25 protein-coding genes and 1 riboswitch are annotated in these 21144 nt (G+C 71.7%); of the genes, 13 read left to right on the top strand and 12 right to left on the bottom strand.

Translation table 11 applies throughout. The features are described 5' to 3' along the window. Positions 1-186: 186 nt before the first annotated feature. From dusB to ABZT18_RS31580, 4 genes are all read right to left on the bottom strand, one after another. The gene (gene dusB, locus ABZT18_RS31595; protein ID WP_355253206.1) at positions 187-1359 is read right to left on the bottom strand and encodes a tRNA dihydrouridine synthase DusB; all 1173 of its coding nucleotides are present in this window, start codon (positions 1357-1359) and stop codon (positions 187-189) included. 64 nt (positions 1360-1423) lie between these two features. Continuing rightward, a complete protein-coding gene (locus ABZT18_RS31590; RefSeq protein WP_355174796.1) occupies positions 1424-2803 on the bottom strand; it encodes a glycine--tRNA ligase in 1380 nt (459 codons plus the stop codon). A 114-nt stretch (positions 2804-2917) separates the two neighbouring features. Then, a complete protein-coding gene (locus ABZT18_RS31585) occupies positions 2918-3397 on the bottom strand; it encodes a hypothetical protein (RefSeq protein WP_355253203.1) in 480 nt (159 codons plus the stop codon). Between the two features lie 24 nt (positions 3398-3421). Then, entirely contained in the window at positions 3422-3763 is a 342-nt protein-coding gene (locus tag ABZT18_RS31580) for an antibiotic biosynthesis monooxygenase (protein ID WP_354997418.1), read from the bottom strand. A gap of 29 nt (positions 3764-3792) precedes the next feature. On the opposite strand from ABZT18_RS31580, the gene ABZT18_RS31575 reads away from it, so the two are divergent. The 8 genes from ABZT18_RS31575 to ABZT18_RS31540 all read left to right on the top strand — a co-directional run bounded on the left by ABZT18_RS31575 (position 3793) and on the right by ABZT18_RS31540 (position 8399). Next, entirely contained in the window at positions 3793-4050 is a 258-nt protein-coding gene (locus ABZT18_RS31575; protein WP_354997419.1) for a hypothetical protein, read from the top strand. Between the two features lie 54 nt (positions 4051-4104). Continuing rightward, a complete protein-coding gene (locus ABZT18_RS31570; protein ID WP_355253200.1) occupies positions 4105-5049 on the top strand; it encodes a metal ABC transporter substrate-binding protein in 945 nt (314 codons plus the stop codon). Continuing rightward, positions 5046-5807, top strand: coding sequence for a metal ABC transporter ATP-binding protein (locus ABZT18_RS31565; protein ID WP_355253197.1), 762 nt, complete (start codon positions 5046-5048; stop codon positions 5805-5807). Before ABZT18_RS31570 ends, ABZT18_RS31565 begins: the two co-directional genes overlap by 4 nt. A 3-nt stretch (positions 5808-5810) precedes the next feature. Further along, entirely contained in the window at positions 5811-6677 is an 867-nt protein-coding gene (locus tag ABZT18_RS31560; protein WP_355253194.1) for a metal ABC transporter permease, read from the top strand. Between the two features lie 43 nt (positions 6678-6720). Then, positions 6721-7020 carry a metalloregulator ArsR/SmtB family transcription factor gene (locus ABZT18_RS31555; protein WP_030338189.1) on the top strand — a complete coding sequence of 100 codons (300 nt, stop codon included), beginning with the start codon at positions 6721-6723 and terminating at the stop codon, positions 7018-7020. Next, on the top strand, positions 7017-7415 hold the full coding sequence (locus tag ABZT18_RS31550; protein ID WP_355253191.1) for a Fur family transcriptional regulator: 399 nt from the start codon (positions 7017-7019) through the stop codon (positions 7413-7415). Before ABZT18_RS31555 ends, ABZT18_RS31550 begins: the two co-directional genes overlap by 4 nt. A gap of 198 nt (positions 7416-7613) precedes the next feature. Continuing rightward, entirely contained in the window at positions 7614-8222 is a 609-nt protein-coding gene (locus ABZT18_RS31545; RefSeq protein WP_354997424.1) for a hypothetical protein, read from the top strand. 9 nt (positions 8223-8231) lie between these two features. After that, positions 8232-8399: a hypothetical protein gene (locus ABZT18_RS31540; RefSeq protein WP_355253188.1), complete on the top strand. Its 168-nt coding sequence runs from the start codon at positions 8232-8234 to the stop codon at positions 8397-8399. Positions 8400-8466: 67 nt separating this feature from the next. On the opposite strand, the gene ABZT18_RS31535 is transcribed toward ABZT18_RS31540, so the two are convergent. From ABZT18_RS31535 to ABZT18_RS31515, 5 genes are all read right to left on the bottom strand, one after another. Further along, positions 8467-10389, bottom strand: coding sequence for an acyl-CoA dehydrogenase family protein (locus ABZT18_RS31535; protein WP_355253209.1), 1923 nt, complete (start codon positions 10387-10389; stop codon positions 8467-8469). A 204-nt stretch (positions 10390-10593) separates the two neighbouring features. Continuing rightward, on the bottom strand, positions 10594-11094 hold the full coding sequence (locus tag ABZT18_RS31530; protein ID WP_354997427.1) for a DUF6328 family protein: 501 nt from the start codon (positions 11092-11094) through the stop codon (positions 10594-10596). A gap of 125 nt (positions 11095-11219) precedes the next feature. Continuing rightward, positions 11220-11969, bottom strand: coding sequence for an SIS domain-containing protein (locus ABZT18_RS31525; RefSeq protein WP_355253185.1), 750 nt, complete (start codon positions 11967-11969; stop codon positions 11220-11222). Further along, entirely contained in the window at positions 11966-12772 is an 807-nt protein-coding gene (locus ABZT18_RS31520; RefSeq protein WP_355253182.1) for an AAC(3) family N-acetyltransferase, read from the bottom strand. Before ABZT18_RS31520 ends, ABZT18_RS31525 begins: the two co-directional genes overlap by 4 nt. A 29-nt stretch (positions 12773-12801) precedes the next feature. Beyond that, positions 12802-13632 (bottom strand): alpha/beta fold hydrolase, encoded by an 831-nt coding sequence (locus ABZT18_RS31515; protein ID WP_355253179.1) that lies wholly within the window; start codon positions 13630-13632, stop codon positions 12802-12804. A gap of 107 nt (positions 13633-13739) precedes the next feature. Further along, positions 13740-13844, top strand: a riboswitch (TPP riboswitch). 76 nt (positions 13845-13920) lie between these two features. Here ABZT18_RS31515 and ABZT18_RS31510 point away from each other — a divergent pair. From ABZT18_RS31510 to ABZT18_RS31500, 3 genes are all read left to right on the top strand, one after another. Then, entirely contained in the window at positions 13921-14508 is a 588-nt protein-coding gene (locus tag ABZT18_RS31510) for an ECF transporter S component (protein WP_354997431.1), read from the top strand. A gap of 132 nt (positions 14509-14640) precedes the next feature. Next, positions 14641-16080 carry an ABC transporter ATP-binding protein gene (locus ABZT18_RS31505; protein ID WP_355253176.1) on the top strand — a complete coding sequence of 480 codons (1440 nt, stop codon included), beginning with the start codon at positions 14641-14643 and terminating at the stop codon, positions 16078-16080. Continuing rightward, complete coding sequence (locus ABZT18_RS31500; protein WP_355253173.1) at positions 16077-16877, top strand: energy-coupling factor transporter transmembrane component T; 801 nt, start codon at positions 16077-16079, stop codon at positions 16875-16877. The genes ABZT18_RS31505 and ABZT18_RS31500 overlap by 4 nt, the downstream gene beginning before the upstream one ends. A 185-nt stretch (positions 16878-17062) precedes the next feature. Here the strand turns inward: ABZT18_RS31500 and ABZT18_RS31495 are convergent, their stop codons facing one another. Then, positions 17063-17458, bottom strand: coding sequence for a hypothetical protein (locus ABZT18_RS31495; protein ID WP_354997434.1), 396 nt, complete (start codon positions 17456-17458; stop codon positions 17063-17065). Between the two features lie 293 nt (positions 17459-17751). On the opposite strand from ABZT18_RS31495, the gene ABZT18_RS31490 reads away from it, so the two are divergent. Next, positions 17752-18048 carry an MTH1187 family thiamine-binding protein gene (locus tag ABZT18_RS31490; RefSeq protein WP_354997435.1) on the top strand — a complete coding sequence of 99 codons (297 nt, stop codon included), beginning with the start codon at positions 17752-17754 and terminating at the stop codon, positions 18046-18048. A 102-nt stretch (positions 18049-18150) separates the two neighbouring features. Next, positions 18151-19593 (top strand): NADP-dependent phosphogluconate dehydrogenase, encoded by a 1443-nt coding sequence (gene gndA, locus ABZT18_RS31485; protein ID WP_354997436.1) that lies wholly within the window; start codon positions 18151-18153, stop codon positions 19591-19593. Positions 19594-19868: 275 nt separating this feature from the next. On the opposite strand, the gene ABZT18_RS31480 is transcribed toward gndA, so the two are convergent. Then, positions 19869-20630 (bottom strand): pirin family protein, encoded by a 762-nt coding sequence (locus tag ABZT18_RS31480; protein WP_354997437.1) that lies wholly within the window; start codon positions 20628-20630, stop codon positions 19869-19871. Beyond that, on the bottom strand, positions 20627-20827 hold the full coding sequence (locus ABZT18_RS31475) for a thioredoxin reductase (RefSeq protein ID WP_354997438.1): 201 nt from the start codon (positions 20825-20827) through the stop codon (positions 20627-20629). Before ABZT18_RS31475 ends, ABZT18_RS31480 begins: the two co-directional genes overlap by 4 nt. Positions 20828-21144: the final 317 nt, after the last annotated feature.

The raw sequence follows: 21144 nt of genomic DNA, 5'->3' as shown, positions 1-21144 counted from the left end.
CCGACTGGATCGCCACCCGCGGCTACGCCACCAGCTGACCCGCACACAACAACACGACCGAAGGGCCGGACCCCCACCAGGGGCCCGGCCCTTCGTCGTCGTCCCGGTCGGTCCGGCAGGGCCGGCTGGATCGAATCCGGCGAGGCCGGCTGGGATCGAGTGGTTCGCTGGTCCTTTGCAGTGCGGTCAGCCGCCGGAATCGTCCATCTCAGCGCCCTCGGGGACGACGTCGTCATCCCGGCTGGCCAGCCAGCCGTCCGGCAGAAAAACCTTGCCCGGGGAGTTCGTCCGCCCGCGCGGCTGGCCCAGGGCGGCCAGCGGGAACGGCTCCACCGGGTCGAGCTTGCCGAGCAGATCATCGAGCTGGGCCAGGCTCTCGATCATCGCCAGCGAGCGGCGCAGCTCGCCGCCGACCGGGAAGCCCTTGAGATACCAGGCGACGTGCTTGCGGAAGTCGGCACAACCGTCCCGCTCACCCCGGGCAGGGCTGCGGGCGGCGGCCACAAACTGGTCGACGAGCAGCTCAGCGTGCCGGCGCATGGTCACCGCCACCTCGCCGAGGGTGGGCAGCCGCCGCTCCGGCCGACCGTTGAAGGCGGCCTCCAGGTCTGCGAAGAGCCACGGTCGGCCCAGGCACCCCCGCCCGATCACCACGCCGTCGACCCCGGTGTGCGCGACCATCCGCAACGCGTCGTCGGCCTCCCAGATGTCGCCGTTACCGAGCACCGGCACGTCGAGGGCCTGCTTGAGGGTGGCGATGGCGTCCCAGTCGGCGGTGCCCGAGTAGCGCTGCGCGGCCGTCCGCCCGTGCAGGGCCACCGCGGCCACACCGGCGTCCTGGGCGGCGAGCCCCGCCTCGACGTACGTCAGGTGGTCGTCGTCGATGCCCTTGCGCATCTTCACGGTGACCGGCACCCCGGACGGTGCCGCGGCGTCCACCGCGGCCCTCACCAGCCGGGCGAAGAGCCGACGCCGCCACGGCAACGCCGCGCCGCCACCCCGGCGGGTCACCTTGGGCACCGGGCAGCCGAAGTTGAGGTCGATGTGGTCGGCCAGGTCGCGCTCGACCACGATCCGCACGGCGGCGGCGGTGATCTCCGGATCGGTGCCGTAGAGCTGGAGGCTCCGCGGATGCTCGTCCGCGCCGAAGGCGATCATGTGCAGCGTCTTCGGGTTCCGCTCGACCAGCGCCCGAGTGGTGATCATCTCGCAGACGTAGATGCCGCCGCCCTGCTCCCGACAGAGCCGCCGGAACCCGACGTTGGTGATCCCGGCCATCGGCGCGAGCACCACCGGCGGCCACACCTCGTACCGCCCGAGAGTCAACGGGCGCAGCGCAGGGACGGTCGAGGCGGTCACCGGACAAGTGTACGGGGCCCCGACCGGCGCATTTCGCGTCGGCCGAGGCCCCGTGCCCACCGTTTCAGCAGCCGGGGAGGCGCTCGATCAGGTAACGCTCGACCTGGTCCAGGGAGACCCGCTCCTGGGCCATGGTGTCCCGGTTGCGGACCGTCACGGCGTTGTCATCCAGGGTGTCGAAGTCGACCGTCACGCAGAACGGGGTGCCGATCTCGTCCTGCCGGCGGTAGCGGCGACCGATCGCCTGCGAGTCGTCGAACTCCACCACCCAGCGCTTGCGCAGCAGCGTCGCGAGGTCCTTGGCCTTCGGCGACAGCGCCTCGTTGCGGGACAGCGGCAACACCGCCACCTTGACCGGGGCGAGCCGCGGGTCGAACCGCATGACGGTGCGCTTGTCCACGCCGCCCTTGGTGTTCGGCGCCTCGTCCTCGTCGTACGCCTCCAGCAGGAAGGCGAGCACCGCGCGGGTCAGACCGGCGGCCGGCTCGATGACGTACGGCATCCAGCGCTCACTCTTGGTCTGGTCGAAGTACGACAGGTCGACGCCGGAGTGCTTGCTGTGCGTGGAAAGGTCGAAGTCGGTGCGGTTGGCGATACCTTCCAGCTCCGCGAACTCGGTGCCACCGAACTGGAAGCGGTATTCGATGTCCACCGTCCGCTTCGAGTAGTGCGAGAGCTTCTCCTGGGGGTGCTCGAAGAGGCGCAGGTTGTCCGCCGACAGGCCGAGGTCGAGGTACCAGTTCCAGCGCTCCTGGAGCCAGTACTCGTGCCACTGCTCGTCGGTGCCCGGCTCGACGAAGAACTCCATCTCCATCTGCTCGAACTCGCGGGTCCGGAAGATGAAGTTGCCAGGGGTGATCTCGTTGCGGAACGACTTGCCGGTCTGCGCGATGCCGAACGGCGGCTTCTTGCGGGCGACCGTCTCGACGTTCTTGTAGTTGACGAAGATGCCCTGCGCGGTCTCCGGGCGCAGGTAGTGCATCCCCTCGTCGCTCTCCACCGGGCCCAGGTAGGTCTTCATCAGGCCGTTGAACATCTTCGGCTCGGTGAAGGTGCCCTTGTTGCCGCAGTTGGGGCAGTTGAGTTCGGCGAGCGAGGCCGGCGGCTTGCCGTGCTTGGCCTCGTACGCCTCCTCCAGGTGGTCAGCCCGGAACCGCTTGTGGCAGAACTGGCACTCGGTGAGCGGGTCGACGAACTCGGCGATGTGGCCGGACGCCTCCCACACCTTGCGGGACAGGATCACCGCGGAGTCGAGGCCGACCACGTCGTCGCGCTGCTGGACCATGGTCTTCCACCACTGCCGGCGGACGTTCTCCTTGAGTTCCACACCGAGCGGACCGTAGTCCCACGCCGATCGGGTGCCTCCGTAGATCTCGCTGGAGGGGAAGACGAAGCCTCGGCGCTTGGCGAGGCTGACGACGGCGTCGATACGGTCTGCTGGCATGTTTCCTCCTACGCCGGCTGGCGGTCGGCGGGGGCGAGATGTGGATGGAACGGTCGGTTCGGGACAACGGTACGACCACCGTCGCCCCAAGCCCAGCAGAATACCGGTGGCGGGTCAGCTGACCCCGCAGACCTCCACGCCGCCGGTCTGACCGTCCTGACCGAGGCTGACCTGCTGCCGCTCCCGGTCGCCGCCGTCGAGCGTCACGTCGACCGGCACGGTCAGGCTGGTGGTGTCCACCTCACCCACCCGGAATGCGGCGACCTGAGGTTCGGCGGCGGCGCGCCGCTCGAACTCGGGCCGTGACTCGCGCCGCTGCGCGTCGTCGCAGAGCTGCTCGTACGCCCGCCCGTAGTTCCGCTCGACCAGCGCCTGGTAGTAGTCGCCGGTCACGGTGCGGGCCTGCTCCCGGATCGCCTGCACGCCGCTGACGGCCAGGCCGACGACGGCGGTGCCGCCCCCGCCACAGCAGAGCACCAAGGCGAGCGCGCCGACGCCGAGGCCGATCCAGAGCCGAGTCCGGCGGCCTTCGGTGGGCGGCGCGGCGAACGGCGGAGCCACGCCGGGACCGGGTGGCGGGGCGGGTGCGGTCATAGGAGCAGCGTAGTGTCCGGCGGCTCAGCGGTAAGGACCCGCAGCCCGATCACTCTCGGCGACGACCACGGCCCCGCCTGGGGCGGCGGTGGCCAACGCCTCGTACGCGGAGGGCTCGTCGATCGACTCGGCGAGCAACGGCACGGCGCTGACCTTGACCTCGAAGGCGCCCAGCGCCCGCCGGTACGTGCCGACCGACTCCCATTCGGTGACCAGGGACCAGTGGCGGGGGTCGTCGAGCGCCCGGACCAGTTGACCGCGCAGGTAGCCGGGGCGGGCGGCCAGTGCGGTGAGGGCGGCGTGCGCCCGTTCGGTGAAGTCGTCGGCTAGATCGACGTCGACCACGAACCGGTTGGTCACCAGCAACGGGGGTCCCTCCTCGTAGAGTCTGTGGGATGCAGCGTACGCAGCGCCCTTTGCTGGCCCGGTTGGCCGGGGCGAACCCGACGTCGGTGTTCTTGCTCACCCTGGTGGTGGTGCTGGTGGCGTTCTTCACGCCCGGGGTGATCGGCGGGCTGCTGACGCTCGCGCTCGCCGCGGCCCTGATCGCCCTGTTGGTCACGACCTGGGCGGTTCAGGCACCGCAGACCCGGCTGATTCGACTGGTGATGCTCACCCTGCTGGTGACGGTGGGCCTCGCGAAGCTGCTCTGACATGCAATCATGCGTTTTTGACAATCATTATCGTTGCCACGGACAGTTGACGACATGACCAACCGCACCACGTCCCGTGTCCTGGCCGCCGCGACCGCCCTCCTCGCCCTGGGCGCCGGGGCCGGCTGCTCCACCGGCAGTGCCGCCGGTGCCGACCCCCAACGGGTCGACGTGGTGGCCGCGTTCTACCCCCTCCAGTTCCTGGCCGAGCGGATCGGCGGCGACGCCGTGCGGGTCACCAACCTCGCCAAGCCCGGCGCGGAGCCGCATGACCTGGAGCTCAGCCCGAGCCAGGTCGGCCAGGTCACCGAGGCGGAGCTGATCGTCTACCTCAAGGGCTTCCAGCCGGCGGTGGACGACGCCGTCGAGCAGAACGGCGGCGACCGGCCGTTCGACGTGACCAGCGTGCAGCCACTACTGGACGCGACCGCTGGCGGGCACGACCACGAAGGCGAGGAGGGGCACGCCGAGGAGACGGGCGGCAAGGACCCGCACGTCTGGCTCGACCCGACCCGGCTGGCCGGCATCGGTGACCAGCTCGCCCAGCGGCTCGGCAAGGCCGACCCGGACCACGCCGCCGACTACGCCGCCCGTGCCGCGGCGCTGCGCGCCGACCTGACGACCCTGGACGGGGAGTTCAGGAATGGCCTGGCGACCTGCCAGCGGCGGGAGATCGTGACCAGCCACGCCGCGTTCGGCTACCTCGCCGACCGGTACCAGCTCGACCAGGTCGGCATCACCGGGCTCAGCCCGGACGTCGAGCCCTCACCGCAGCGGCTCGCGCACGTCATCGAGGAGGCGAAGGAGCACCAGGCCACCACGATCTTCTTCGAGACCCTGGTCAGCCCGAAGGTCGCCGAGACCATCGCCGGTCAGGTCGGCGCGAAGACCGCGGTGCTGGACCCGATCGAGGGGCTCGCCGCCGGCACCAACGGGGACTACCTTTCGGTGATGCGTACGAACCTGCAGACCCTGCAGACGGCCTTGAGCTGCTCGTGACCTCACCTGTCATCACCGTCGAGCACGGGGTGGTCGGCTACGACGGCCGCCCCGTGCTCCGGGACATCTCGCTCACCGTGACCGCCGGTGAGGTGGTCGCTGTGCTCGGTGCCAACGGCTCCGGCAAGTCCACCCTGATCCGCGCCGTCCTCGGGCTGGTGCCGATCAGCGCCGGCTCGGTCACCCTCTTCGACCGGCCGTTGCGCCGCTTCCGCCAGTGGGAACGCATCGGGTACGTCCCGCAGCGGCTCGGCGCCGGCGGCGGCGTACCGGCCACCGTCCGTGAGGTGGTGGGCTCCGGCCGGCTGGCCCGCCGAGGGTTGCTCCGCCCTCCGGGCGCGGCCGACCGGACTGCCGTCGACGACGCGCTGCGTGCGGTCGGGCTCGCCGACCGGGCCGGCGACCCGGTGTCCACGCTCTCCGGCGGTCAGCAGCAGCGCACCCTGATCGCCCGTGCGCTGGCCGGCCAACCGGAGCTGCTGGTCCTCGACGAGCCCACCGCCGGAGTGGACGCCGCCAGCCAGGAGGCGTTCGCCGGCGCGCTGCGCGACTTCGTCGACAACGGTGGGACGGTGCTGCTGGTTGCTCACGAGCTGGGCCCGCTGCGACCGGTGATCAGCCGGGCGGTCGTCGTCCACGAGGGTGCCATCGCCCACGACGGCGCGGTGCCGGACCCGGCCGGGCATCACGCGGAGCCCGACCACGACCACGTGCACCCGCACTGCTACGACGAGCCCGCCGGGCTGTGGAGCAACTGACGCATGGGACTCTTCCAGTACTCCTACATGCAGCATGCCCTGATCGGCGCGCTGGTGATCGGCCTGGCCGCACCGGCGCTCGGCATCTACCTGGTGCAGCGCCGGCTGACGCTGATCGGCGACGGCATCGGGCACGTGGCGTTGACCGGCGTCGGCGCGGGTCTGCTGCTCAACCGCTCGCCGGTGCTGGTGGCGGTGATCGTCGCCACCGCCGGTGCGATCGCCATCGAGGTGGTCCGGGCCCGTGGGCGTACGTCCGGTGATCTGGCCCTGGCCCTGCTCTTCTACGGCGGGATCGCGGGCGGCGTGTTGTTGGTCGGCCTCTCCGACGCGACCAGCGCCAACCTCAACGCCTATCTGTTCGGATCGCTGATCACCACCTCCCTCACCGACGTGATCACCATCGCGGTGCTCGGCGCGGCGATCCTGGTCACCATGATCGTGCTGCGCCCGGCGCTCTTCGCGGTCAGTCACGACGAGGAGTACGCCCGGGTCTCCGGCCTGCCGGTGCGCACGCTGAACCTGCTGATCGCGGTCGCCACCGCGGTCACCGTGACCATCGCGATGCGGGCCGTCGGGGTGCTGCTGATCAGCGCGCTGATGGTGGTGCCGGTCGCCACCGCGCAGCAGGTCACCCGCGGCTTCCGCAGCACGATGACCGCCGCGATGGCGCTCGGGTTCTTCGCCGCCGGCTCCGGTGTCTGGGTGGCGGCTACGGCGGACACCGCGCCGGGTGCCTCGGTGGTGCTGGTGGCGATCGCCTCCTTCCTGGTGGTGGCCGTGGCCGGCGGCGTTTGGCGGGCGCTGCGCCGTCGGGCGACACCGACCGCCGCGCCGACACCGGAACCACACGAAGTCGTGCTGAGCTGATGCTGATCAGCGAGATGACGGCGGTATTGGTTACCGTTGCAGGATGACCAGCGCCACGGGCTATGACGGGTTCGACGGGGCCAGCGAGTTGCTCCGCGCCCTGTCCGCGCCCATCCGGCTGGCCATCGTCAGTGAGCTGGCCGGCGGTGAGCGGTGCGTTCACGAGTTGGTGGAAAAGCTCGGCGCCGCGCAACCGCTGGTCTCCCAGCACCTGCGGGTGCTGCGCGGTGCGGGCGTGGTGCGGGGTTCCCGCCGAGGTCGGGAGATTGCCTACAGCCTGGTCGACGAGCACGTCGCGCACATCGTGGCGGACGCGGTCAGCCACGCCGGGGAGGGATCATGAGTGAGAGCGGCGCCGCGGTGCGCAACACCCGGCAGCGCTCGGCGGTGAGCGCGCTGCTGGGCGAGATGGAGGGCTTCCACAGCGCCCAGGACCTGCACGCGATGCTGCGGCAACGCGGCGAGCGGGTCGGCCTGACCACCGTCTACCGCACCCTGCAGGGGCTGGCCGACCTGGGCGAGATCGACGTGATGCGCCCACCAGGCGGCGAGCACCTCTACCGCCGGTGCAGCGAGGGGCACCACCACCACCTGGTCTGCCGGGCCTGCGGGAGCACCGTGGAGGTGGCCGGCCCGGCGGTGGAGAGCTGGGCCGACCGGGTCGCCGCGCAGCACGGCTACGCCGACGTCAGCCACACCCTGGAAATCTTCGGCACCTGCCCGGCCTGCGTCCGCTGACATCCGCGCCCCGCCCGCCATCGACCCGGACCACTCTCGTAGATCGCGCTCGATCAAGGATGTAGTGGCCTCCGGATCACGGCGACACCACTACTTCCTCGATCGAGCACGATCGTGCTGGGTCGATGGTCGGTCGCGCCCCTTTCGGCTGACTTCCACAGCTGCAAGAGTCGGGCCGTTCGTGGCACGCTGTCCGGCGTGAAGATCTACGCCGATCGGTTTCCGACCGCCGCCCGCCAGTTGTTCACCGACCTACTCGTCGTCGCCTGGGTGTACGTCGCGATCCGCGGCGCGCTCTGGCTGCACGACCTGGTGCAGAAGCTCGCCGTCCCGGGGCAGAAGTTGGAGGGCGCCGGTAGTGGGCTCGCCGACAACCTGGGCGAGGCCGGCAGCAAGGTCGGCCGGGTGCCACTGGTCGGCGACGAGCTGACCGCGCCCTTCCAGCGGGCCTCCGACGCCGCCCGGTCACTCGCCGACGCCGGCCGCGACCAGCAGCAACTGGTCGACCAACTCGCCCTCGCCCTCGCCATCGCGGTGCTGATCTTCCCACTCGGCCTGGTGCTCTTCGGTTGGCTGCCGCTGCGGGTCCGGTGGATGCGCAGGGCCTCCTCAGCCGCGAAGCTGGCCGCCGGCCCGGCCGGCCGGGACCTGCTCGCCCTGCGCGCGCTGGCCACCCAGCCACTCGGTCGGCTGACCCGGATCGCTCCGGACGTCGCCGAGGCGTGGCGGCGCGGCGACGACGACACCGTCGACGCCCTGGCCGCGTTGGAGCTGCGCCAACTCGGCCTGCGCGGGAGGGGCCGCTAAGGTCTTCGGGTGTTCTACTTCCTGATCGTCATCGCCGTCCTGCTGCTCGGCTACGCCGCCGTCCTGGTTTCCTTCGTACGGCGGGGTAAGAAGATCCCGCCTGTGGCGTACCTGGTCCTGGCGGGGCTCAACGGTCTGCTCCTGGCCGCGGTGCTGGCCTGGGCTGTCTCCCGCTGACCGGTGCCGTCGACGTCACCACCCGCTTCGCCCGGCGCGGAGTAGCGCCGGCCCGCGCCGGGAGCGGTCACGGCTTCGGTGGGATGCGGCGGCGGACGTCCTCGGCGGTGGACGGGCCGGGCGACCAGCCGGCCACCCAGGGCAGCTCGTCGGACGGGGTGATGACGCCCTCCTCCAGGCTCGCGTAGCGGCCGGCGAGGATCCGCTTCGCGGCGGCGGTGTCGACCGAGTCGGTGTTGTCCCAGAGGGCGGTGAACAGGGCGTCCACCCGCACCCGCGCCTGCCGGCAGAACAGGTCGGCCAGCTCGACGTTCTCCGGTCGGCTGTCCCGTTCGGCGTAGGCCCGGACGCAGACCGCCGACATCGCGAACAACTCGGCGCCGATGTCCACCACCCGGCCCAGGAACGCCTGCTTACGCTCCATCTTTCCCTGCCAGCGGGACATCGCGTAGAACGTCGACCGGGCCAGCTTGCGCGACGACCGTTCCACCTGACGCAGGTGCCCGGCCAGCGGCCCGAACTCGGCGTACGCCGAAGGGCTCTGCCCCCGGCCCACGGCGAGGGTGGGCAGCCACTTCGCGTAGAAGGCGCCGGCTCGGGCGCCGGCCCGAGCCTTGCGGCCCAGCCCCGCCTCCGGGTCGATGATGTCGCCGGCCACCGACAGATGGGCGTCGACCGCCTCCCGGGCGATCAGCAGATGCATGATCTCGGTGGAGCCCTCGAAGATCCGGTTGATCCGCAGGTCGCGCAGCATCTGCTCGACGGCGGCCGGGCGTTCGCCGCGAGCGGCCAGCGAGTCGGCCGTCTCGTAGCCCCGCCCGCCCCGGATCTGGATCAGCTCGTCGGCGATCTTCCAGGCCATCTCGCTGGCGTACAGCTTGACCAGCGCCGCCTCGATCCGGATGTCGTTGCGGTCGTCGTCGGCGAGCAGGCAGCAGAGGTCGAGCATGGTCTCCATGCCGTACGTGGTGGCGGCGACGAAGGAGAGCTTCTGCGCGACCGCCTCGTGCTCGCCCACCGGACGGCCCCACTGGACCCGGTCGGCGGCCCAGTCCCGGGCCACGTTCAACGCCCACTTGCCGGCGCCCACGCACATCGCCGGCAGCGAGAGCCGGCCGGTGTTCAGCGTGGTCAGGGCGATCTTCAGCCCCTTGCCCTCGCCGCCGATGACGTTCTCGGCGGGCACGAACACGTCGTGGAACCGGGTGAGGCTGTTTTCGAGGCCGCGCAGGCCGATGAACTCGTTGCGCCGCTCCACGGTGATGCCCGCGCTGTCGCCGTCCACCACGAACGCGGTGATTCCACCCCGGCGGCCGGCGGTGGCCGGCACCCGGGCCATCACCACCAGCAGGGTGGCCACGATGCCGTTGGTGGCCCAGAGCTTCACCCCGTTGAGCCGGTAGCCGGTGCCGTCCTCGGTCGGCTCGGCGATGGTGGCCAGCCGGGCCGGGTCGGAGCCGACGTCCGGCTCGGTGAGCAGGAACGCGGACACCTCACCGGCGGCGAGCCGGGGCAGGAAGCGCTGCTTCTGCTCGGCGGTGCCGAACATCTTCAGCGGCTGCGGCACCCCGATCGACTGGTGCGCCGAGAGCAACGCGCCGATGGCCGGGCTGACCGAGCCGGCCAGCATCAGCGCCCGGCAGTAGTGCAGGTTGCTCAGCCCGAGCCCGCCGTACTTCCGGTCGATCTTCATGCCGAACGCGCCGAGGTCGGCCAGACCGTGGAACACCGAGTCCGGAATGGACGCGTCCCGCTCGATGGCCGCGCCGTCCACCTCGGAGGCGAGGAAGGCGCGGAACCGACCAAGGAACTCCTCGGCGCGGGCCACGTCGTCTGGATCGGACCGGGGCCACGGGTTGATCAGGTCGAGCCGGAACCGACCGAGGAACAGCTCCTTGCCGAAGCTGGGTCGGTCCCAGGTGGCCTCGCGAGCGGCCTCGGCGACCTGCCGGGCCTCCTTTTCGGAGACCTGCCCGGCTTCCGCCGGCATCGGAGCCGCGGCACCGGCGGTGCTGGGCGCGGCTTCGGAGTCGGGGTTGTCCGGTGCCGGTCGGCCGTCCTGCGTCGTGGTCACGGCTGCCCCCTCGAACCTCGGTGCGGCTGCGTCGGCATGCGCCCTCAACGCCACGCTACCCCCGGGTGTTACCCAGGGGTAGCGCTGCGTGAAGATCGAGTTTGTCGATGCCCGGTGCCGTCAGTTGGCGAGGGTCTCCGGGTCGTCGTCCTCGTCGTCGACGTCGTCCTCACCCCAGCTGCGTCGCGCGAACGGCAGGAGCATCCAGAAGGTGAGGAACCAGAGGCCGGTCAGGGCGCTGAGCAGGAAGGCGATCGGCCGGTCCAGCACGAAGTCGGTGATCAGCAGCACCGAGCTGACCATCGCGATCAGCATGAAGGCGAGGCCACCGGTGGCCATCCGGTGGGCGAACCGCACCAGCTCCGGCTTGCGGCCCTGCCGGAACAGCGCCCGGTGGAACGCCACCGGCGAGATGATCAGTGCCGTGGCGGCGGCCGCGGCGAGCAGCGCAACGATGTAGACATCCCGCTGGAATTCGCTGGTCCTGGTGAACCCGTTGCTGAAGGGCAGGGTGAGCAGGAAGGCGAAGAGGATCTGCACGCCGGTTTGTGCGACCCGCAACTCCTGCAACAGGTCGGCGAAGTTGCGCTGCCAGCGCTGCTTCTCGGTCTCCTTGGACACGCGCTACCTCCGGTGAGACGCTACTGCCGGCGGTCCCGCCCGCCGGCAGCAACGCCAATGCCCCACCCCGCCGAGCGCGAAACAAGTTCACGACATCTCCCCGGCCGCCCGCCGGACGGGTCGCCTCAGGAGCCGCGTCGGATCCGACCCGCGTACCGGGCCTCCAGCGCCGCGTTGTGCGCGTCACCGTCCGGGATGTTCGCCGACAGGTAGACCGGCGGCCGCTCCCCCGCCGCCAGCAACCGCGCCACCACCTCCACGGTGACCTGCTGGGCCAGCAGCGCCGCGGTGATCGAGGAGACCGCACCGACGGCACCGCCGCCGGGAAGCGGCAGCGTCGCGTCACCGTACGGCGCGCCGTTGTCGAGCACCACGTCGGCGAGATCGCTCAGCTTGCGCCCGGACGGGTGGCGGGAGGTCATCCGGCCCGAGTGCTGTGCCGAGGTGATCGCCACCAGCCCGTGGCCGCGCTCCTTGACCAGGCTGGCGAACTCCACCATCGCGCCGTTGACCCCGGAGTTCGAGGCGAGCACGAAGACGTCGGTGGGCCGCACCGGGGCCAGCTCGTAGAGGCGGTGCGCGACGGCCGGGTCCCGTTCCAGCATCGGGCCGAGCCGCTCGGCCGGTTCGCCGCCGAGCAGCACCAGGTCGCGTAGCGCGATCCGGTTGGTCGGCACCAGACCGCCCGCCCGGCCGGCGATCTCCATCGCGAGGGCCTCCGAGTGGCCGGTGCCGAACGCGTGCACCACGCCGTCGGCGCGCACCCCGTCGGCGATCAGGTCGGCAGCTCGTCCCACCGCCTCCCGCTGACTGGCGGCCACCCGGCCGATCGTCTCGGTCACCACGGTCAGATAGTCCTCGGCACTCACCGTCATGCGTCCTCCGTCGTCCGGTTTCGGGCCAGCCAGCGCACCGCGAAGTCGACCGCCGCCCGCTGGCGCATCAACCTGCCGGACCCGACGCCCACCGAGCCGGTGCGAACCGCCCCGGTGGCCTCCAGGTCCGTGCCCAACGCGCCGAAGTCGTCCGCGTCGAGCCGTACGTCCTGCCACCACACCCATTCGCGGCCACCGTCGGCGGTGCGCACCGCGGCACCGATCCGCTCACGGGGCGAGCCCAGGCAGCGGTACTCGGCCAGGTGCAGCGAGGTGCTCGCGGAGTGGTCCACACCGAGCAGCAACACGTCGGCGTCCAGGTCGTAGAGCCGGGCCAGCGGGGAGCCCTCGCCGAGCATGTCGATCAGGGTGTGCCCGGCCACCACCTGCTCGGCGGCCGGCCCGAGCGCGGCGAACGACACCTGCGGATGGGAGCTGCGCATGGCACCGGGCCAGCCGCGGACCGTCTCGGCGAGCACACCCATGTACCGGCTCGGCGTGACCGACGGGTCGAAGCCCGGCATCTCCGAGCGGATCAGCGGCCACCAGTCCGCCGGCACCGGTGGGTTACGCCACTGCGCCGGATCGCTGTTGTCCGGCGTATGGGTGGGCACCACGATCGTGCCGTCCGGGCCCAGCGCGTCGCGCAGGGCGAGCACCACCGCGTGCGGCCCGCCGCTGATGAAGCCCAGCGGACGCAGCGCGGCGTGCACCAGCAGCGTCGCGCCGGGGCGTACGCCCAGCAGGCGCAGCTGCGCGGCGAGGGAGCGCCGGGTGCCCAAGCCGCTGGCGTCCGTCGTCACGGTGGCCCTCCCTCGCTGACCTGCACGGCTCAGGCCGTTCCGCCGGCTCGGGCCAGGATCGCCTCGGCGAGCAGGCCGGGCGCCGCGTCCGGGATCCAGTGACTCACCCCGGTCAGCTGCACGAAGCGGTAGTCCCCGGTGACGTTCGCCGCGCACGCCTCGGCGGCGGTCCGGCCGATGGCGACGTCCCGGTCACTCCAGACGTACGTGGTGGGCACCGCGACCGGGCCGACGGCGGCCAGGTCGGCGCGGGACATCGCCCGGTACCAGTTCAGGGCGACAGTGAGCGCCCCCGGCTCGCGCATCGGGTTGGCGTAGCGGTCCACCCGGGACGCGTCGCCCACCCCACCGAGCAGCTTGCGCAGCGCGGTCGCGTTCCAGGCCAGCAGCACCTTCTCCGCCTTGCCCGGCTTGCGGAACAGCGCAATGTACGACGAGCGGGCCTTCTGCTGACCGTCGGTGGCCAGGGCGTGCGCCATGGCCGCCGGATGCGGCACGGACACCCCGGTCAGCGTGCGGACCCGATCGGGGTGCTGGGCAGCCACCGCCCAGGCCACGATCGCGCCCCAGTCGTGGCCGACCAGGTGCACGGCGTCCAACCCGAGGGCGTCGAGCACGGCCACGACATCGGCGACCAGCTCGGGAATCCGGTAGTCGGCTACCGCCGTCGGCCGGGCGCCCGGCGAGTATCCGCGCTGGTCCAGCGCGTACGTGCGCAGCCCGCCCGCGTGCAGCGCCGGCACCACGTCGTCCCATTCGCCGCTGTGCTGAGGGAAACCGTGCAGCAGCAGGACGGGTACGCCGTCCGCAGGACCGCCGGTTGTTACCTCGAACGTGAAACCTCGCGCGTCGACCCGCATGATCGGAAGCGTACCCAGCCGACGACGAGCCGGGTGCTCCCCGCAGGTCAGGCGGATGCCCTCCTGGGCCAGCAGCCCGGTCGGTGCTAGCGTCAGCGAGACAACTTCACATCCGACAGGGGAGCGCACAGCGCTGAGAGTGCGGGCACGCCCGCAGACCCTCGAACCTGATCTGGGTAATGCCAGCGCAGGGAGTTCGGTCGACCTCCAGCCGCGCCGCCGTCCGGTGCCACCGGGCGTGCGGCGTGCGTCTTCTCCTGGTTCTTGTCACTTGAACTGGGAGCAAACATGGACAACACCACCAACCGTTGGCGGACCATCGACATCGTGGTCGCCTCGGTGATCGCGGTCGCCTTCGGCGTCATCTTCTGGGCCTGGGGCCTGATCTGGAGTGCCACCGAGGGTGCGTTCGCCTTCTTCCCGCCGGCGCAGACGCTGCTCTACGGCGTCTGGCTGATGCCGGCCGTGATCGGCGGTCTGGTCATCCGCAAGCCCGGCGCCGCGCTCTACTGCGAGACGGTGGCCGCGGTCCTCTCCGCGCTGCTGGGCAGCCAGTGGGCCGGCACGGTGATCCCGCAGGGCATCGTGCAGGGCATCGGGGCCGAGTTGGCGTTCGCCGCCTTCCGGTACCGGTCGTTCCGCCTGCCGACCGCAGTGCTGGCCGGCGCGTTGACCGGTCTCAGCGCCGCGCTGTTCGACTTCTTCATCTGGAACGTCGACTACGCGCTGACCGACTACCGCATCCCGTACGCGCTGCTCACCATCGTCAGCGCCACCGTGATCGCCGGTGCCGGCGGCTGGTTGCTGACCCAGGCCCTGGCCAAGACCGGCGTCCTGGACCGCTTCCCGGTAGCCCGGGACCGCGCCCTGATCTGACCCACCTGGCCGCGTTGATCAAGAGGTTTTCGTCAACGGGAAGCGATTTTCTGACGCGAACCTCTTGATCAACGAACGGGATGCGGCCGGCGGGGACCGGGTGGGGGCGAGAGGGAATGGGGGTGGGGGTTGGTGGGCGGGGTACTGCTGCGGGGGTTCGGGTGGCGGCACGCTGGGCGGCGTAACTGGGCTGTGCGCGGGGTTGATCTGCGGGTCGAGGCTGGGGAGCGGGTTCTGCTGCTCGGGCCTTCGGGGGCCGGCAAGAGCACCCTGCTCAGCGCGCTGGCCGGGCTGCTGCCTGAGGACTCCGGCGAGCAGGAGGGCACCGTCGAGATCGACGGGCTCGACCCGCGCAAGGGGCGCGAACGGGTCGGCATCGTCTTCCAGGACCCGGAGACCCAACTGGTGATGGCCCGCTGCGGTGACGACGTCGCGTTCGGCCTGGAGAACCGGGGCGTTCCGGCCGACGAGATCTGGCCCCGGGTGGACGAGGCACTGCGCCGGGTCGGCTTCCCGTACTCCCGGGACCGCAACACCGCCGCGCTCTCCGGCGGCGAGCAGCAACGCCTCGCCCTGGCCGGCGCGCTGGCCCTGCGCCCCGCCCTGCTGCTGCTCGACGAGCCGACCGCCAACCTCGATCCCGCCGGTGCCGACCTGGTCCGGCAGGCCGTGGCCGGCGCACTGGACGCCGACACCACGCTGATCCTGGTCGAACACCGGGTGACCGAGGCACTGCCGCTGGTCGACCGGGTGGTCGTCCTGGAGCCGGGCGGCGGCGTCCGAGCGGACGGTACGCCGGCGGCGGTCTTCGCCGCACACGGTGCCACCCTGGCCGCCGAGGGCGTGTGGGTGCCCGGTCACCCGGTCGCGCCCCGGCCGGCCACCGCCGCTCCCGAAGAACTCCTGCTCACCGCCGACCGGCTCGGCCTGCCGCCCCGGCTGGGCTCCACCGACCTGGGGGTACGCGCCGGCGAGGCACTCGCCGTACGCGGACCCAACGGCGCCGGCAAGTCCACCCTGGCGTTGCTGCTCGGCGGGCTCCTCCGTCCGGGCACCGGAAGGGTCACCGCGTCCGCCGAGCTGGCCGGGCCGGATCACCGCAGTCCCCCGCACCGTTGGCGAGCGCCCGCGCTGGCCCGGCGGATCGGCTCGGTCTTCCAGGATCCGGAGCACCAATTCGTCACCAGCACCGTCTTCGACGAGCTGGCGCTCGGCCCGCGCCGGACCGGTCAACCCGAGGCGGCCGTCAAGGAGACCGTGGCCGGGCTGCTGGAGCGGCTGCGACTGGCCCGGCTCGCCGCCGCCAACCCGTACACCCTCTCGGGTGGTGAGGCGCGGCGGCTGAGCGTGGCGACCGCCCTGGCCACGGCGCCCCGCCTGCTGATCTGCGACGAACCCACCTTCGGCCAGGACCGGCGGACCTGGCGGGAGTTGGTCGACCTCTTCGCCGACCTGCGGGACGCCGGGCACGGCGTGGTCGCGGTCACCCACGACGCGGATTTCGTCGCGGCGCTCGCCGACCGCACCGTCACCCTCGAGCGGACCGTGACCGACCCGGACGGCACCCGATGATCAGCATTGAGCCGGTCGCCGCGCCCGATGCGCCGTTGGCCCGTCGTAACCCGGTGGCGAAGGTCGCCGCCGCGCTGGTCTTCTCATTCACCCTGCTGGCCACCCTCGACCCGGTGGCCCCGGCGATCGCCATCGCGCTCGAACTCGCCGTGCTGCCCCTGTTCGGCATCCGCTACCGGGTGCTGGCCCGGCGCGCGTGGCCACTGCTACTCAGTGCCGCCGGCATCCTGGTCACTTTGGTGCTCTTCGCCGCCGACCGGTCCGGCCGGGTCCTGCTGGACGTGGGGCCGGTGCTGGTGAGCACCGGCGTGCTGCTCACCGCGCTCGGCCTGGTGCTGCGGGTGTTCGCGGTGGCCCTGCCCGGTGTGATCGTCTTCGCGACCACCGACCCCACCGACCTGGCCGACGCGTTGATCCAGAACGTGAAGGCGCCGGCCCGGTTCGCCATCGGGGCACTGGCCGCGTTCCGGCTGGTGCCGCTACTCGGTCAGGAATGGCAGATGATCAGCATGGCTCGGCGGGCGCGGGGAGTCGACGCGGGACGCAACCCGGTGGCGAAGCTGCGGCTGTTCGCCTCCACCGCGTTCGCGCTGCTGGTCGGGGCGATCCGCCGGGGCACCCGGCTGGCCGTCGCGATGGACGCGCGGGGCTTCGACGGCGACACGCCTCGGACCGTGGCCCGCCGCCAGCGCTTCGACCGCGCCGACGGGCTGCTCATCGCCGGGGCGGTCGCCCTGGCCGGCGCCGCCCTGACAACAAGCGTGCTACTCGGCACCTTCCGCCCCCTGATCAGCTAACTCCCGCCCACCCGGCGCCCCGCAGCGAACCTGTCCGCACCGCACCGCACCGGGCCGGCATGATCCACACAACATCGGGGATGTTGCTGCATCACTGGGCGGTGAGGCAGCAACATCCCCGATATTGCGACCACCGTCCGCGGCGCCGGGACAGCGCGGCGGTGCGGCGGGACGGGACGGGACGGTCAGCTGCGGCGGAAGGCGTAGCGGCGGGTCTGGCCGGCTTGTTGGCTACGGCCGCCAGCCGAGCGGTTCCCGCCCCCCTGAGGGGGTCCGGCCGTCGGTGCCGTCGGCGGCTTCGCCGCCTTCGGCAGATCAGCCACCACCGGCGCGTCGACTACTGCCGGCACGTCAACCGACGGCGTCGGCTCACCCAGCACCGCCCCCGGCAACGCCGGCTCAACCACCGCTGCCGGCAGCACGGGCTCAACCAACACCGCCGGCAGCGCAGGTTTGACCGCGAGGTCGAGGTCGAGGTCGGGGCGGATTGGTTGGAGCGGGCCGTGGCCGGCCGCCGGGTCGGTGCCGAGCGGCGTTGCTCTGGGGGTACGGGACTTCTTCGGGTTACGCCTGGCAGGCATCCGGGCCTCCTTCGGTGCCGATCCGTCACCGCCGGTCCCGCGCTCCGGCGGTCGGTCGGGTCGGCTGGTGACCGCCGCAGCGCGACGGTCGAACGGGGAAGGGACTGCTCACCGGGGTCGGGCAGCGCCAGCACCGCGCAACGGCGGGTGGGAGATGCGGGACGCCCGGGAGCGCACGGTCCGCGACGCGGGGCGGCGGGCCGGCTCGGAGAAAGGGCGTCAGTTACGCATGCCCGCACGCTATCGGGTGGGCGTACGTCGGCGCAGCCAATTTTCCTGGCACCATCGACGGCATGCTGATCGCTTTCTCGGTAACCCCGCTCGGTGTCGGTGAGGCCGTCGGTGACCTGGTCGCCGAGGCGGTGCGGGTGGTCCGCGACTCGGGCCTGCCCAACCGCACCGATGCCATGTTCACCACTGTCGAGGGTGAGTGGGACGAGGTGATGGCGGTGGTCAAGCGGGCGGTCGACGTGGTGGCCGCGCAGGCGCCGCGGGTGAGCGTGGTGCTCAAGGCCGACATCCGGCCGGGAGTGACCGATGCGCTCACCTCGAAGGTGGCACACGTGGAGGATCGCCTGTCCCAGGGCTGAGCGCTACCAGCCGGTGACCTGCTGTCGACGACGCGCCCGCGTCGCCCTGCGCCGCGATACGGTCGCAGCACGGCAGTACGACGGCGAGAGGTGGCGGCACGGATGGCTGAGCAGGCGACGGCGCAGATCGGTGTGACCGGGCTGGCGGTGATGGGTCGCAATGTGGCCCGCAACCTGGCCCGCAACGGCTTCACGGTGGCGGTGCACAACCGCTCGCCGGAGCGCACCCGCAGCCTGATCGCCGAGCACGGCGACGAGGGCACGTTCGTGCCCGGCGAGACGATGGCCGAGTTCGTGGCGTCGCTGGAACGGCCCCGCGCGGTGATCGTGATGGTCAAGGCGGGTGCGCCCACCGATGCGGTGATCGACGAGTTGGTGCCGCTGCTGGAGGAGGGAGACATCATCGTCGACTGCGGCAACGCCCACTTCGCCGACACCCGCCGTCGGGAGGAGTCGCTGCGCGCGCAGGGGCTGCACTTCAGCGGCACCGGTGTCTCCGGTGGCGAGGAGGGCGCGCTGCGCGGCCCGAGCATCATGCCGGGCGGCTCGGCCGAGTCGTACGCCAGGCTCGGTCCGATGTTCGAGAAGATCGCCGCCCAGGTCGATGGTGTGCCGTGCTGCACGCACGTCGGGCCGGACGGCGCCGGGCACTTCGTCAAGATGGTCCACAACGGCATCGAGTACGCCGACATGCAGCTGATCGCCGAGGCGTACGACCTGCTCCGGGCCGGTCTGGGCGCGGAGCCGGCGGAGATCGCGGAGATCTTCCGCGACTGGAACAACGGCGAGCTGGAGTCGTTCCTCATCGAAATCACCGCCGATGTGCTCGCGCACACCGACGCGGCTACCGGCCGACCGTTCGTGGACATCGTGCAGGACCGGGCCGAGCAGAAGGGCACCGGGCGCTGGACCGTGCAGAGCGCCCTGGACCTGGGCATCCCGATCACCGGGATCGCCGAGGCGACCTTCGCCCGCTCGCTCTCCGGGCACGTCGACCAACGGGAGGCGGCCCGCCGGGCGTTCCCCGACGCGGGTGAGAAGTGGCAGGTCGCCGACCGGGAGGCGTTCGTCGAGGACGTCCGCCGGGCGCTGCTCGCCTCCAAGATCGTCGCGTACGCGCAGGGCTTCGACCACATCCGCGCCGGCAGCCAGGAGTACGACTGGGACATCAACCTCGGCGGCACGGCGACGATCTGGCGGGGCGGCTGCATCATCCGGGCCCGCTTCCTCAACCGGATCCGCGAGGCGTACGACGAGCAGCCCGACCTGCCGACGCTGCTGGTGGCGCCGTACTTCGCCGAGGCTGTCGGCGCTGGCGTGCCAAGCTGGCGGCGGGTGGTGGCCGACGCGGCGCGGGCCGGTGTGCCGACGCCCGCGTTCTCGTCGTCGCTGGCGTACTTCGACGCGCTACGCGCCGAGCGGCTGCCCGCCGCCCTGATCCAGGGCCTACGGGACAACTTCGGCGCGCACACCTACCAACGCGTCGACCGCGATGGCTCGTTCCACACCACCTGGGCCGCCAACCGCACAGAATCCCCCGCCTAACCCACCGGCCCCTGCCACCCCCGCCCGCACCCCCGCACCCCCCCACCCCACCCCTCCCCCGCCCTCGCCCTCGCCCTCGCCCTCGCCCTCGCCCTCGCCCTCGCCCTCGCCCTCGCCCTCGTCGATCTAGGGCATATCTCTGCAAGCTGATCTTCAAGCGCAGCGATATGCCCTAGATCGACGAGGGCGGAGGGGCAGGCGGGCGGAGGTCGTCGGGGGTGGGGGTGGGGTGGGGGCAGGGTGAGTGGTGGGGCTCGGGGGGGGAGGGAGGGTGGTTAGGCGGCTGTGGCGTGCATTTCCCAGACGAGGATCTCGGCCGGCTCGGCGGCGCTGACTCGGCGGCCACCGGTCATGGTGAGCCGGGCCGCGTCGCCGGTGCCGAGCGGGCCGCTGCCCTCCAGGGTCACCGTGCCGTTGGGCACGTACAGGTGCACGAAGGGCGCGTCCGGGATGGTGACCTCGTCGCCGGGGGCGAGTCGGGCGGCGTGCAGGGTGGCGTACTGGTTGCGGATCCGGATCGCGGACGCTCCGTCGTAGCGGTCCATCCCGGAGGCGATCGGCACCAGGCCGCCCCGCAGCAGCTCGTCCTCGATCTCCAACTGCTCGTAGCCGGGGTCGACGCCCTCCTCGTCGGGGAGCACCCACATCTGCACGAAGTGGACCGGGTCGGTGTGCGGCTCCTGATTGTTGAGTCGCCAGGCGTCGTTCTTCTCCGAGTGCAGGATGCCGGTGCCGGCGCTCATCCGCTGGGCCAGGCCCGGGTAGATCACCCCGGAGTGCCCGGTGGAGTCCTGGTGCACCAGGGAGCCGCGTAACACCCAGGTGATGATCTCCATGTCCTGGTGCGGGTGGGTCTCGAAGCCGGCGCCCGGGCGCACCACGTCATCGTTGTTGACCAGCAGCAGACCGTGGTGGGTGTTGGCCGGGTCGTAGTGCCGCGAGAACGAGAACGAGTGCTTGGAGTCCAGCCAGGAGATCCGGGTGGCGAAGCGGTCGTCGGCGCGGCGTACGTCGACCGCGGGGGCGGGTGCGGTCACCAGGCACGCTGCCCGGCGTCGGGGGTCGTCGGCGCCCACGTCAGGGCCGGCTCGCCGGTGGCCAGCTCGGCGATCTCGCCGGTACGCAGCTGCGGTGTGTGGCCGAACTCGGCGCAGTGCTGCTCGGCGATCTCGGCACAGATGTCGGCCACCTGCTCGCAGATCGGGTCGCCCAGATCGGCTGCGCTCAACGCCATGATCATCTTGTACCGAAGATCCCGCATATCCACCCCAACCGCCGTCGTCCCGCCACCTCCGGACCCTACCCGGCCCCCCTTCCACAGAACCTCAAAACCACCGCACCCACCCGCCCTCCGCGGCACCGCCGCCGTCAACCCGGACGCGTCGATCATGGAGTTGTGGTGGGGAGCATAAGTCGCGAAAGCATCTGAATCGGCCACCACAACTCCATGATCGACCGGGTCAGGCGGGGGCCCGCGGGGGGGGGGGGGGCGGGGGCGCCGCCATCATGGGCAGGCTCGCCGGTGGCGGCACCGGGAGGGTGGGCATCGGC

Origin of the sequence: Micromonospora sp. NPDC005291, assembly GCF_040607415.1 — a bacterium.
Taxonomy (GTDB): Bacteria; Actinomycetota; Actinomycetes; order Mycobacteriales; family Micromonosporaceae; genus Micromonospora.
This window is presented reverse-complemented; position numbering and strand designations above follow the sequence as displayed.